Here is an 11,944-nt window from a genome sequence, read left to right as displayed (position 1 = left end):
CGTGCTCCACCCGGCGGACGGGCTCCCGCCACCGCTCCCGGGCTTCCGCGACCGTGACCTCGGGCTTGCCGATGCGGCGGTTGACCGCGTTGTGCCACGCGACCGAGCTAGCGAAGAACGTCTCCGCGTCCGTCAGGTCAGGCGGGTTCTCCGCCGTCAGTTTCCGCCAGTGCCCCCGGCAGTCGTCGCACCCCAGTCCGGCCGCGAACCGGTCCAGCCACGCCCCCGCGGCTTCCGCGTCCCCGTCGTACCGCAGAGCGTATTCGTGCAGCATCCGCCAGCCCTCCGCGGACTTCGGCGTGACGTTCGGTCTGGTGCGGTCTACCAGGGCGCCCACCTGCCGGGAGACCGCCTCCGACCGCCGGACCTCCACCGCGACCCGCTCCCCGGGCCGCACCACCCGCACCCCGGGGCCGGACGCCAGCGCCGCGACGCCCGGCCCGGCGGCCAGCACGCCCCGCCCGGCCGCGTGGGCCGCCCTGCGGGCCGCGAACCCCCACTGCCGGGCCATCGCCTCCCGCTTCGGTCCCGGCGGCAGGGAGGCGACGCGGGCCGCCTTGTCGGGGTCGTGGGCCAGCCAGTGCCCGGAGGTCTCGGCCAGCGCCGCGGACGCCCAGTCGTCGGGTCCGTCCAGCAACAGGACGGGGGTGTTTCGCCAATGCGTCACGTCAGGTTCACCGTGCCTTCGTCAAACCCGGTCACCGGCTGGATTTCCGAATAGGGGCCGTCGTCCGGATAGGACCGGTGCCGGAACGGTCCGCCCTTCACGGTCAACGCCGCCGGGGCGCCCGTGAACCCGGTCCCCTCGTAGCCCCGGCTCGTCGCCAGTTCGTCGATCGGCCACGGGTTCCGGTAGACGAACGTCCGCGGCAACGTCCCCCGGCAGTCGGAGCCGGACGCGGAGAAGCCGGTGCAACAGGCCGACAGGTAGGGGCTCGGTGCCCGCTTGGAGTTCTGGACGCTCTCGCCGTCGTAGGGCGGATCGCACTCCCCCGGGAGCCCCGCCCCCTGAAGCGGATCGACCGGGTGGTCCCGGCAGTACGTCACGCCGTCGGAGAGCGCGTACCCGTCGCTCGCCTCGCATTCGAGCGTGTCCGGGTTCCACTCGTCATAACACTGCCCCGCCTCCGATTCCGGCGAGAACGCCGCCCACTCCACCCGCAACTCGACCGCCGTCGTCGGTTCGGGCAGGTGATCGTACCGCACGCAGGGCGTGAGGATCAGTCGCATCCGGTAGGCGGCGACGACGCTCCCGTAGGCGTCCCGCTCGTCCGTCTGGGCGGGATCGTAGGTCCCCTCGGCCGACCCGGCGAGTTTCGAGACGGGCCAGTCCGCGACCCGGTCGAGGACCGTCCACCCATCGGCGCCGTACGCCCGCGCCTTCGCGGGGTACAGCCCCGGCAACCGAACGCCCGAATAGGCGAGGCTCGGGTCAGGGGCCGTCCAGAACCATTTGGGCGAGCACACATAGGGGTACGCCCACTCGGTCCCCGACGGGAGCGAGACGCCCCAACTGAGGCCGGCGGAAAAGTTCTCGGGGAACGCGGGCGGCTCGCACGTCGGCCCCTCCGCGTGGCAGCAGCAGGCCGTGGCGATCATGCGTACTCGTCTCCGCACGGGTCCGGCGGGACCGTGTCGCACCGGTACTGATAAAGCGTCTGCCCGCCGACGCAGAGGCAGTCGTCCGGGTCGTGCTGCCCGCCGCAATCCTCCGGCAGCCCGTCGCTCTCCCGGTACGCGATCGTCTGGCCGCCCGAGCCCGTGCAGGTGAGGATGTCCTCGCAGTCGTCCGGCGGGCCGTCCGCGACCAGATAGGTGTGCCCGACGAAGTCCGCGTCGTAGCAGACCGCGGTGTCCGGGTCCGGGTCGCCGCCGCAGACCTCCGGCAGCGGGTCGTCGCAGTCGTACTTGATCGTGAGGCCGTTGCTCTGGTTCTCGCACTCGCACTCCGCCGGCCCCACATCCGTCGGGCACACGTCCGTCCAGACGATCAGATTGATCCCCGCGACCCGGAACCCCGCGCAGAGCGTGCCGGCCTCGATAGCGAACTGCCGGTGCAGGTTGCTGGCGTTGAGGGATCGTCCGGTCTCCGTCAGATCGCCGTCGACCAAGTCGAGAGAAGCCGTCTGGCCGGTCGGGATGTCCGCCGCGGCGCGGCCGAGGAAGGTGTTGACGCCCAACGTCCGGTTCGGTCGGGACCGACGCTCGATCACCCCGTCCCGGGTCGTCACCGACTCCCTCGCCGGGCGGCCGAACACTTCGGACCACTGGGACGGCTCCGCTTTCGCTCCGACGGACGCCATCAGACCACCCCCGGGCGGCCGGCGAACGAGACCCGCGGGTACGGCTTGAACGTCTTATAGGTCGCGTCCGCCGCCGTGCCGTTCGGAATCCACGCGCCGTTTGCGTCTAGGAACTGCGGGTCGCCCACGGCCATCGGCGTGCCGTCGTCGGCCGGGACCGTGATCCCCTCCTTCTCGCCGTTGACGAGCTGGTTCACGCCCGCGTTGAGGATGCGCTGGTCCCACGTCTTCGGCCGCCAATGGTAGGTCACGGTCGCGGTTTTGTAGCGGACCGTGATTTTCGCGTCGGTCACGTCCAGCAGGTCGTGCGTCTTCCAGTCCGAGACGTTGCCGGGGGCGTACCGCAGTTCTCCGGCGCCGAACGTCTTGTCGATGCTGTAGAGCTGAACCGCCCCGCTGTTGATCTCGCTTTCGTCCTCGGCGGGGTAGTAGTTGGCAGGCAGTTCGGCGTAGTTCTGCGTCACCTGATAGGCGTACCGAGTGACGATCTTGGTGGGGGGCGGGTTGATCTTGTCGCTCGCCGAGTTGATCGGCGGGTTCCCCTCCTCGTCCTCCTCCCACGGGACCATCTCCTCGGAGGTGATCGTGACGACCTTGGGTTCTTCGTCCAGCGGGTTCCAGTGCGGATTGGCCCGCCGCTCCTTCTCCCGCTCATCCTCCGGTTCGTTGGAATAGGTGACTTCGACCCGCCACACCTCGCCGGTCGCGTTCACCGACGGGCGGATGTTCCGCACCGTGGCCACCGGATTGAGCGGGTCCGCCTGGCCGTAGACCGGCAGGTAGTCCAGCACGCCGGGGCCGGGATTCGCCCGCGCCAGCGCCGTGGCCTGATGGACCGTGTACTTGGGGTCGTCCTTGTCGAAGCAGATGACGATCCGGCGGTTGTACCGCTCCCACGGGTTGGCGTCGCCGCCCTCGCCGCTGGGGTCCCATCGCACTTGGCACGCCATCTAAGCCTCCGCCCCGCTGAAGTCGTAGACAGGCAAGCCGGCGTCCTCCCGCCTCTTATTGAACTCCTTCATCTCGGCCAGCATTTTCTCGTTGATGCTTTCCAACCGGGTCTTGCGGTTCTGGTTCGCGGACTCGATCCGGTTGACGAGCGCCGCGGCGGCCACGCTGCCCTGTTCGACGTTGACGCCCAGCGTCGCGCCCTGCCGGCCGGGGATCATGCCCGCGATCGAACGGCGGAAGTCGCGGTTCGCGGCGTCGATCTCCGCCTGCCGGTCCTCGCCGGAGAACCCGAGACGGTCGATCTCGGCGAGCCGGTCCGACAACCGGAACGCCGACCCCTGCCCGATGTCGGACGTGGCCCCCATGCGGGCGCGGAAGTCGCGCAGGGCCACGGCTTCCGGCCCGAGGATGCTTTCCAGTTGTGCGGTCTGCTCCCGGCGGGCTCGATCCGCGGCGAAGTTCGGATCGATCGTGCCGCGGAGATCGTCGCGGACGCGCTGGCGGGCGAACTCCGCGTCGTCCTCGTACGCCTTCTTCCAGCGGGCGAGCACGTCCGGCATTCCGGCGAGTTCGTCCTCCGCCCGCTTGATCTGGTCGGTGAGACGCTGGTCGATTTCAGCGAACGGCTGGCCGAACCGCTGGGGGTTCTCGCGTTGTCGCCGCAAGTTCTCCGCCCCGGCGAAGTCTTCCGCCAGTTTGCGGCGGATCTGCCATTCCTGTTCGGTCAGCTTCGCCAGCGCCTCCTCGGCTTCGGTGAGTTTCTGCTTGGCGTCCAGTTCCCGCTGGGATGCCTTATTGACCCGCTGGCGCAGTTCAGCGCCGGCCTCGGCGTCGAACGCCTCGCTCCCGGCCGCTCGGTTCCGGGCGTCGTAGGACGACGTGTCCATGCCGAGACCGGCGGCGAGGTTCGCCCGGTTGATCCCGAAGTAGTCCCGGCGGTTGTTGACCTCCGCCTCCCGGGCGGCGTTGTCCCGCGCCTGTAGGTACTGCTTCGAGAGTTGCTCCGCTTCCCGCTTCGCGTTGGCGATCTCTTCCTGAGCCTGCGCCCGCTGTTCGGCGGCTTCCCGGGTCGCTTCGAGGACCCGCTCGTTTTGCAGTTCCGTCCGCTCACGGTCGGACAGCCCGGCCCGGGACGGCGCCGTCAGGTCCGACAGGTCCCCGCTGGCGATCCGGGCGGTCCGCTCCCGGGCGGTGATCGCGTCCGACTGCCGGCCGACGATGTCGGCGAACTCCGACATCTGCTCCTTGAGCCGTTCGAGCGACTTGGCGGCCTTCTCGGCGCTCTCCTCGCTCTCAAAAAGCATGGGGATAACGACTGAGCCGAGCGACGCCCCCAGAATGCCGAACGCGCCCGCCGCGCCGCCCAATGATCCTAAGACGAAGGAGAGATTGTTGGATGCAGCGCGCAGGGCTTGGCCCGCGGAGCCCCCGTTGCTCAGGACTGCGACCAGGTCCTCTAAGCCGTAGGCCAATTGAACGGCTCCGCCGCCGCCGAACTGACCTGCGCCGCGACCGCCCCCGACGCCTCCCCGAATAAAACCGTTCTCTCGCCGTAGCTGTTCAGTGCTCCTGCGGATCTGTTCGACGTACTCCCGCTCAACCCGGGACAATTCCCGCGTCTGCGTCTGAAGTTGAGCGAACGGACTGTTCGACCCGAACGTCCCCAGCATCGCGGCCGGGACCGGAGCGGCGGGCTGTTCAATCTCCCGCAACACCCGCTCAAGCCGTTCCCGCCCCTCGCGGCTCTCCGCGGCGTCGTCCCGCACCGCGGCCGTCAATTCGGCGAACAGTTCGGTGAGACTGGCCATCGGCGGGCGGGCGGGGAGACGGGGACGCCGTCACCCGACCCGAAACCGTCGCCGGTAGCGACGGCAATCCGCGGGCGGTGCGGCCCGGCCACCAAACCAGAATCCGCCCGCCGTACCCAAACTCTCCCCGGCCGTCAGTTCGGCCAGAGGACGACCGTACCGTCTTCGAGGGTGACCGCCTTCGGCGTGAACGCCCAGTCCAGCGAAGTGCCGGACGGCAATGCTGAGTATTTCTTACGGTCCTCGTCCGACCCCATCAGGTTCACGCTACGGGCGGCCTCCGAAGTCTCCCGCATCTCGTCAAACGCGGCGGCGAGGCTCTGAACGCCCACCGTGGTTTCGCCGCGAAAGTCGCCTTCGGCGTGGCGGTCGAACTGCACCGTCTTGAGTTTTCCCGCGTCGGTTTGCACATCGCCGGTGACGCTCGCCACGTCCTTGAGCGGTCCGGCCGGCTCCGCGCTGATCCGCAGGACGGTCTTGATCGCCGCGATCCCGTCGCCGGCGGCGTACCAGCCGGGATCGTTCTGGGGAAGCGGCACGGTATTGAGCTTCACTAGGGCAAGGCCAGCGGTGAAGTTCTCTCGATCGAACGCGGGCGGCGCGGGATCGGGAGCCGAAGCGGCAGCGGCAACGGGAGTTGTTTCTGGTTCGTCCGTTCCGCACCCGATCAACGCGAGCGACAGGACGGCGGGGGAGGTGATGCGAGTGTTCATGGCGGTATCCGACCCGAACGCTCGCCCCGCGACAACGGTTCACTCGTCGGGCGGCTCCCGGCACTCATCCGCCAACGCATCCGGTTCCCACTTCCGCAGAATCTCTAGGGCGAACTCGATCTTGTCGGCGACCCGCTGACCCTTTGGGTGAGAGCGGTCGAACAGTTCGAGGTTCGACGGGCGGTTGTCGGCCCGGTCGCCGTTTTTGTGATGAATCACCGCGCCCTCAGGGAGCGGACGGCCTAACTCCTGCTCCATGACATGGCGGTGTTCCAGCACGCTGCCTCGCTCCGTGGTGATGCGAACATATCCGGTCTTGTCTCGTACGCGACTGCCCACCGGGCGGGGTTTTCCGCCTTTCCAGCAGCCGGCACCGCACCCGCAGGAACGAGTCAGGCCGTTCATAACTGACGACGGGCGGGGGAGCGATTCGCCGCCACACTCGCACGAACAGCGCCAGCGACGTTGTCCCTTCACGCGGGCTTCGCCCAGTACGGTGAGGCGGCCGAACTTCTGCCCGACAGGACACTCTAGTTTTCGCATCGCGTCACCAGTGCTTCCGGTTGATGGCGGGCGAGGTACTGCTTCGCCCAGGTCGTGAGGTCGCTCACCCGACCGCCGGGCGGCTGGGAATGGTCCCAAAGTTCGAGGTTGTCCGGATGGTTGTTCGTTTTGTTGTTGTCGATGTGGTGGACCTCCTCGTGCCGCTTGAGCGGGCGGCCTTCCTTCCACGTCATCATGAGGCGGTGTTCCAGCCATTTTCGGCCGTTGCACCAGACTTCGATATAACCGTCGGGGCGGAGCGATCGGCCGTCGCCCTTGTGGCATCCGCAGGACTTCGTTGTTCCCCGCGTGAGACCGTCGGACGACGCGGTGATCGTCCCGCCGCACTCGCATCGGCAGAGCCACGCATGCCGCCCGTAGGCCGTTCGCCCGTTCTGGCGCAGGACGGTGAGACTGTCGTACACATCGCCCGGCTGGACGTTGGTGTCTAGGTTCCGGCACCCACAGGAGACGATCGAGCCGCTGCGGAGAGCGTGCCCCTTATAGACACCGACGTTCCCGCACTCGCATCGACAGACCCAGCCGTATTTCCCGTACCACTTCGGGCAGGACCAACAAATCACAGTGAGGCGGCCGAACGCCCTGCCGACCATTTTGATCGGAACCCTACATGACTTCCGCTCCCGGTATTGAGGACCACGCCGCAAGCATCCGCAGGAGTTTACTTTCCCCCGCCGCAGTTCCGTTGCGTCTATGCTCCTCTCCGTGCCGCAATCGCACCGGCACAGCCATCGCTTGACGGCCCCGTGCTGGCCCAGCTTCGCAGGCTCCACCGCCGTCCATCGGCCGAACGGGTCCCCAGGCGAGATCGGGTTGTCGGTTAGCTTCGAGCAGCCGCAGGACTTCGTGTGCCCGTGCCGCAGTGTGGCAGCCCCCACAGTCGTCTCCGTCCCGCAGTCGCACCGACACCGCCACTCCTTCACGCCACCCCGCGGACCCACCCCCAACGGCTCGATCGTCGTCAGCCGGCCGAACCGCTCGCCGGACTGAGTGTTCGGCTCCGACTTCTTGCGGTACTTCACCCCCTGCCGCTTGAGGGCCTTGCGGACGGTCGCAGGATGAAGCCCGGCCGCCTCCGCGACCTTCGCGGCTGACATCCCGTCGCGATACATGGTGACGAACTTCTCCGCCAGCACGGTCGGCGGGCGGCCCGGGATCGTTTTCTGCGACTCCGACAGGCCCCGGGTCTCAACGCCCATCCGCCGCAGGGCATGAATCACAGTGCCGGCGGAGTAGCCGTGCCGCTCGGCGATCTTCGACGCGGAGACGCCGCCGCGGTAGTCCGCAACGTCCGCGTCGGTCAGGGCGAGCCGGTCTTTTCGGTACGGCATAACGAATCCGACAGGGAGTACACGAGCACTAGCGGGCGGTTCGCGTGAACGGAAACCGGCGGGGGGCGGATCAAATCAGAAGCGGTCTTCGCCGCTGTCCTTGCAGGCGTACGTCACGGCGATCCCGTTCGTCTCCGGCCGCGGATCGACGCCGCTGATCGAGCAGACGTACCGACGCCCCCGCTCGCAGACGAACACGACCATCGGGAGGTCTTCCCCGGCGAACCGTTCAAGGTCCACGGTCAGCGTCACGCAGAAGTGCAACTTGTCGTGGTTGCCGTAGTCGCGGACCCGCTTGGCGACCTGCACCCGGACGTAGGTGCCGAGGTCGGCCCGGGCGCCTTCGGACGACACCCAGACGCGCCGGGTCGGGCTGGTGCCGGCGACGTTCGCCCCGGCGAGTCCGCGGGACGATTCCCGGGCGGGGGCGGGGGTCTTGACGACGCGACGTTGAGCGGTGAGGGTAGCCATCGGCTGACCCCTTTCTGATTCGTGTTGGGGGTTGGTCAGTCCCCCGGGCCGGTCCTACGCGGCCCGGGGGACACTTCTCTAAACGGCCGGCGACGCTCGCCGGTTCACGACTTTCGTAGAAATCTTGCGAAAGTCAAGCAATCGGACTTTCGGATTCGTTTGATCCGGGGGCGAGTCTCGCCTGTTGGTGGTATCGTGCATCGCTTCCCCAGGACCGCCTCACGTCGTCGCATGAGCCGCCAAGGCCGACCGCCGAAAGAACCCGACACGACGACCTACCGTGGTCGCCTCGGCGCCCGATTGCGCTCGCTGCGTGAAGGGCAGGGCTGGAGCGTGGAAGAACTACGGGATCGGCTGGAAGCCGCCGGCTTGGACGTGACGGTGCGCACGCTGAACGGCTGGGAGAGCGGCAGCAGTAGCCCGACAGTCGAGAAGTACCCGACGATCGCCGCGACGTTCGGCGTGACCGTCCACGGCCTGTTGCCGGCGGAGTAACCGCCAGGGCTTGACGTTTGGAAGTTTCCCGACGAAACTCCCGCTACCGGACTGCACATCTGCACCGGTAAACAGAAACGGCCCGCGTCCCCAAGTTTGGCGACTGGGGGGACGCAGGCCGTGTTTCACCCCAACGAAAGGGCCGAAGCATGGTCCACGATCACGCTGCGCACGTCAAGTCGGCGGCGCCTAAGACTCACCCCTACCTCCAGCGGGCGGCCCGCTGGCACGCCGAGCAACGGGCGTGGGACGCCGCTGACGCCGAGTGGGGCCGCGTCGCCCCGCAGGAGTACGGCACGCATCGGTTCAACGATACGGCCGCGTTCTGGACGGCCGCCGAGGTCGCCCGCCTGCTGGGCGTGCCCCGCGTGCTGCTGGACGCTCTGGTCCCGGCCGACCAGCGGGGCGGGGAGCCGGTCTACGACCCGTCGCTGATCGCCGCCGGGCTGACCGAGGCCCGGCGTCTGCGGACGATCCCGCGGTGACGTTCTTCCGTCTCGCCCGGCCTGTCTTCGGGCCGGGCGAGGCTCCCGTTCCCGACACACCGGCATTCACCCCGATAGAGCCCGATTCCTGTACACTAAAACGTATATCCGTTCATCGGTGATTAGCCCATTCCTGACAGGCAATCGTGGCGTTTTTCTGGAATCGCGCGTTTTCCGTTTTGATAGTGAACGCGGCTCGGGACAATGGGCGGACGGGAGGGGTTCGCTACCCCGCTCCTCCGGGTCGCCGCGGCTTTATCTCTTTCGGGTCACGGCGACCCGGAGGCCCGGCCCCGCAAGAGAAAGAGAACGTGATGGGTATTGGCGATCGCTGCCGCGTGGGCGTGCGGCGAATCAGCGTCTTCTAGGACCGGCGTAGCGGCGTCGCCGGACGGCCGTGAACGGTCCGGTTCCTTCCACTCTGGACGATCCTTTCGTGTCCAACAGCGAACTAACTGTCCGCCGCTCCCCCAAGGCGGAAATGGTGAAGCCGAAGCGGGCCGTTCTCCATGATTCCGTTCCGATGGGCGACCTGTCGATCGACGGGTTCTACACGGAGGACGGCGACCGCTTGTTCTCCGACCGCGGCGTCGCGGACGCCTTGGCGATCAGCCGTCAAAGCGGAACGGCTGGTGGCGTCGAAATCGACCGGATCGCGTCCCAGAAGCGGCTCTCACCCTACTTTTCTCGGGTCCGCCTGCTGGCGTCCAAATCCGTCCCGTTCACCCACCCGAAGGGCGGCGGCGTCGCCCGCGGACTCCCGATCGAGGTCATTCCGGCCTTCGCCTCCGCGATGATCATTGCGAAGGCCCGGGGCGCCACCACGAGGCGGCACGAGCGGATGGTTGAGAAGGCGATCGCCATCCAAGAGGCCCTGCTGTCCGTCGCTATCAACATCGTGTTCGATGACGCCCTCGGCATCCGCAGCCAAGTCGCGGAGGGGGCGTACGCCGCTCTCTACAACTACCTGCTGATGGATCACCCGCAGCAGCGAGTCTCCCAGTGCCGGGATAACTACCTGCGGGAGATGTGCAAACTGAACCGCCTCAGTTATCCCCGGCCGAAGGGCCAGACGCCGCGGTACTTCGGGCACGTCATCAATGAGACGCTGTACGACCCGCTCGCCCCGGGGCTCAAGGCCGAGTTCGACCGCCTCAACCCGAACAACGAGAACGGGCAGCGGCGGTTCAAGAACTACCAGTTCCTGACGGACGACGCCCTCAAGGAGTTCTTGGCCCACCAAGAGAAAGTGACGCAGATCGCCCGGCCGTTCCCGTGGGGCGGGATGCAGGAGTTCAGGGTGTTCATCCGCGATGCGTTCGACCGCGAAAAGAAAGAGCGTCAGATCAAGCTCTGCTAGTAGTCCGCCCCACCCCCTCCGCCCTACAGACTGATGACCGCCCCCTCCCGCCCCCTCCCGTGGATCGCCCCGGACGCCCTCCTCCGGTCATGGGAGGGCGTGCCGCCCGGTGACCTCCTCGCCTTGCTCCAGGCCGTCGGCTGGATGGACAAGTACGGCTGGCCGACCGAACGGGCGGAGGACGATGGGGTCGCCCGGGTGAGCGAGGGTGGGGGTGCGGAATGGAGCCCGGACGCGGCGCCGCTGGCCAGCCTGCGCGAGCGATACATGGCGGAACGGGCGGCGTGCCGGCGGGGACGCCAGCCGGTCCCGCTGCTGTCCGAACCTCACATGGAACACTGGACGACGGTGGTCCGTCTGCTGCGGGGCGAACTGGGCGAGGTCGTCGTGGACCGGACCCGGTGCTGCTGTTCGTCCCCCGGGGCGACTCGCAGGCAGTGCGCCGACTCCCGCGGGAACAAGTCACCGTGCGCCTGCGCGTGCCACCGAAAGAAGGCGACGTGGCGGTGGGACTACAAGCGGCTGGAGACCGCCGACGCGAATCCGTGACACCCGCGGGGTGCCAAACCGAGCCCCGTCCGGCGACCCCGGGCGGGGCTTTCTCACTTTCCAACTTGGAAAGTCACCCGGGCGGGGTGATCGCCTCGCCGGGGGAGACGCCCAGTGTCTTCGCAATCCGCACCAGCACGGCCGGCGTGACCCAGCGGTCCGCGTCTTCCATCCGCGACCATGCGGATCGGTCAATCTCCGCGGGGGCCGACGCCTCTGCCAGCGACAGCCCGCGTTCGCTCCGGTGCTGACGCATCCGCAGCGCCAGCGCGAGAGCCGGAGCGTCGCCGGCAAAGCGGCCGGAGGGGGGAGCGTCGGGAATTGAGGCGGGGGCCGGCATGCCTACAGGATAGCCCCCGGAAGGATTGTTGACAATCTTTCCCGAAATTGACTGTTGCGGGGTTGTCAACGTTGCCGAACTGTCTACAATCCCCCTGTCGGTCAAACGGCCGACACGAAACGGCCCACCTCCGCGACTTGCACTCGCTCGGGTGGGCCTAACCGACCCCACAACCCCTGTTAGGAAAGGAGCCGGCTATGCCGACTCTCACCCCTGTGCGCCGCGTCGTCAAGCCCTCCGCTCCGGTTGCGGAGCCCTCCCGCGGCCTGTCTGGCGCCGCTCTCCGCGGCACCTCCCCGACCCGCACGGTCTGGCCCGCCGGTCGCACCGCCTGCCTGCGGACCCAGATCCGGTACATCGTGGAGTACAAGGTCGAGCAGTTCGTCAAGGAGAACCCGGCCATCCCGGCCGCGAAGACGACGGACCTGTTCTCCGTGACGGCCGCGTACCGCGTGGCGGAGTTCGAGGGGCAGGACATCCCGACGGAACTCGGGGTGACGGTCGGCGGTCGGCAGTACCGGTGCGAACTGTGCGGCTTCGAGAAGCGGCACGCGCTCGGCGAGAACGTCGCCAA

15 protein-coding genes are annotated in these 11,944 nt (G+C 68.0%); 5 read left to right on the top strand and 10 right to left on the bottom strand.

Annotated elements, in window-relative coordinates; translation table 11 throughout:
• From ACG2DA_RS18530 to ACG2DA_RS18490, 9 genes are all read right to left on the bottom strand, one after another.
• On the bottom strand, positions 1 to 667 hold a 667-nt coding region (locus ACG2DA_RS18530), incomplete at its 3' end, for an FAD-linked sulfhydryl oxidase (RefSeq protein WP_395257572.1).
• Positions 664 to 1,599: a hypothetical protein gene (locus tag ACG2DA_RS18525; RefSeq protein WP_395257570.1), complete on the bottom strand. Its 936-nt coding sequence runs from the start codon at positions 1,597 to 1,599 to the stop codon at positions 664 to 666. The genes ACG2DA_RS18525 and ACG2DA_RS18530, both read right to left, overlap by 4 nt.
• A complete protein-coding gene (locus ACG2DA_RS18520) occupies positions 1,596 to 2,303 on the bottom strand; it encodes a hypothetical protein (RefSeq protein ID WP_395257568.1) in 708 nt (235 codons plus the stop codon). Before ACG2DA_RS18520 ends, ACG2DA_RS18525 begins: the two co-directional genes overlap by 4 nt.
• Positions 2,303 to 3,241 carry a hypothetical protein gene (locus ACG2DA_RS18515; protein ID WP_395257566.1) on the bottom strand — a complete coding sequence of 313 codons (939 nt, stop codon included), beginning with the start codon at positions 3,239 to 3,241 and terminating at the stop codon, positions 2,303 to 2,305. Before ACG2DA_RS18515 ends, ACG2DA_RS18520 begins: the two co-directional genes overlap by 1 nt.
• Positions 3,242 to 3,253: 12 nt before the next feature.
• Positions 3,254 to 5,062 carry a hypothetical protein gene (locus ACG2DA_RS18510; RefSeq protein ID WP_395257564.1) on the bottom strand — a complete coding sequence of 603 codons (1,809 nt, stop codon included), beginning with the start codon at positions 5,060 to 5,062 and terminating at the stop codon, positions 3,254 to 3,256.
• 134 nt (positions 5,063 to 5,196) lie between these two features.
• Complete coding sequence (locus tag ACG2DA_RS18505; protein WP_395257562.1) at positions 5,197 to 5,601, bottom strand: hypothetical protein; 405 nt, start codon at positions 5,599 to 5,601, stop codon at positions 5,197 to 5,199.
• A gap of 213 nt (positions 5,602 to 5,814) precedes the next feature.
• Positions 5,815 to 6,114 carry an HNH endonuclease signature motif containing protein gene (locus tag ACG2DA_RS18500; RefSeq protein ID WP_395257560.1) on the bottom strand — a complete coding sequence of 100 codons (300 nt, stop codon included), beginning with the start codon at positions 6,112 to 6,114 and terminating at the stop codon, positions 5,815 to 5,817.
• A 191-nt stretch (positions 6,115 to 6,305) separates the two neighbouring features.
• A complete protein-coding gene (locus tag ACG2DA_RS18495; RefSeq protein ID WP_395257558.1) occupies positions 6,306 to 7,670 on the bottom strand; it encodes an HNH endonuclease in 1,365 nt (454 codons plus the stop codon).
• 75 nt (positions 7,671 to 7,745) lie between these two features.
• Positions 7,746 to 8,141, bottom strand: coding sequence for a hypothetical protein (locus ACG2DA_RS18490; protein WP_395257556.1), 396 nt, complete (start codon positions 8,139 to 8,141; stop codon positions 7,746 to 7,748).
• A gap of 231 nt (positions 8,142 to 8,372) precedes the next feature.
• Between ACG2DA_RS18490 and ACG2DA_RS18485 the strand changes: the two genes are divergently transcribed.
• The 4 genes from ACG2DA_RS18485 to ACG2DA_RS18470 all read left to right on the top strand — a co-directional run bounded on the left by ACG2DA_RS18485 (position 8,373) and on the right by ACG2DA_RS18470 (position 11,030).
• Positions 8,373 to 8,636, top strand: coding sequence for a helix-turn-helix domain-containing protein (locus tag ACG2DA_RS18485; RefSeq protein WP_395257554.1), 264 nt, complete (start codon positions 8,373 to 8,375; stop codon positions 8,634 to 8,636).
• Between the two features lie 149 nt (positions 8,637 to 8,785).
• Positions 8,786 to 9,121, top strand: coding sequence for a hypothetical protein (locus ACG2DA_RS18480; protein WP_395257552.1), 336 nt, complete (start codon positions 8,786 to 8,788; stop codon positions 9,119 to 9,121).
• Between the two features lie 436 nt (positions 9,122 to 9,557).
• The gene (locus tag ACG2DA_RS18475) at positions 9,558 to 10,481 is read left to right on the top strand and encodes a P63C domain-containing protein (protein ID WP_395257550.1); all 924 of its coding nucleotides are present in this window, start codon (positions 9,558 to 9,560) and stop codon (positions 10,479 to 10,481) included.
• A gap of 33 nt (positions 10,482 to 10,514) precedes the next feature.
• The gene (locus ACG2DA_RS18470) at positions 10,515 to 11,030 is read left to right on the top strand and encodes a hypothetical protein (RefSeq protein WP_395257548.1); all 516 of its coding nucleotides are present in this window, start codon (positions 10,515 to 10,517) and stop codon (positions 11,028 to 11,030) included.
• A 73-nt stretch (positions 11,031 to 11,103) separates the two neighbouring features.
• On the opposite strand, the gene ACG2DA_RS18465 is transcribed toward ACG2DA_RS18470, so the two are convergent.
• Entirely contained in the window at positions 11,104 to 11,370 is a 267-nt protein-coding gene (locus ACG2DA_RS18465) for a helix-turn-helix domain-containing protein (RefSeq protein WP_395257546.1), read from the bottom strand.
• 197 nt (positions 11,371 to 11,567) lie between these two features.
• Between ACG2DA_RS18465 and ACG2DA_RS18460 the strand changes: the two genes are divergently transcribed.
• On the top strand, positions 11,568 to 11,944 hold a 377-nt coding region (locus ACG2DA_RS18460; protein ID WP_395257544.1), incomplete at its 3' end, for a hypothetical protein.

It is taken from the genome of Alienimonas sp. DA493 (assembly GCF_043951915.1).
Lineage (GTDB): Bacteria > Planctomycetota > Planctomycetia > Planctomycetales > Planctomycetaceae > Alienimonas.
This window is presented reverse-complemented; position numbering and strand designations above follow the sequence as displayed.

What these genes read in the sequence shown, in the direction of transcription:
- ACG2DA_RS18525 (WP_395257570.1), bottom strand. Translation starts at nt 1,599, where the DNA reads ATGATCGCCACGGCCTGCTGCTGCCACGCGGAGGGGCCGACGTGCGAG.
- ACG2DA_RS18520 (WP_395257568.1), bottom strand. Translation starts at nt 2,303, where the DNA reads ATGGCGTCCGTCGGAGCGAAAGCGGAGCCGTCCCAGTGGTCCGAAGTG.
- ACG2DA_RS18510 (WP_395257564.1), bottom strand. Translation starts at nt 5,062, where the DNA reads ATGGCCAGTCTCACCGAACTGTTCGCCGAATTGACGGCCGCGGTGCGG.
- ACG2DA_RS18495 (WP_395257558.1), bottom strand. Translation starts at nt 7,670, where the DNA reads ATGCCGTACCGAAAAGACCGGCTCGCCCTGACCGACGCGGACGTTGCG.
- ACG2DA_RS18490 (WP_395257556.1), bottom strand. Translation starts at nt 8,141, where the DNA reads ATGGCTACCCTCACCGCTCAACGTCGCGTCGTCAAGACCCCCGCCCCC.
- ACG2DA_RS18485 (WP_395257554.1), top strand. Translation starts at nt 8,373, where the DNA reads ATGAGCCGCCAAGGCCGACCGCCGAAAGAACCCGACACGACGACCTAC.
- ACG2DA_RS18480 (WP_395257552.1), top strand. Translation starts at nt 8,786, where the DNA reads ATGGTCCACGATCACGCTGCGCACGTCAAGTCGGCGGCGCCTAAGACT.
- ACG2DA_RS18470 (WP_395257548.1), top strand. Translation starts at nt 10,515, where the DNA reads ATGACCGCCCCCTCCCGCCCCCTCCCGTGGATCGCCCCGGACGCCCTC.
- ACG2DA_RS18465 (WP_395257546.1), bottom strand. Translation starts at nt 11,370, where the DNA reads ATGCCGGCCCCCGCCTCAATTCCCGACGCTCCCCCCTCCGGCCGCTTT.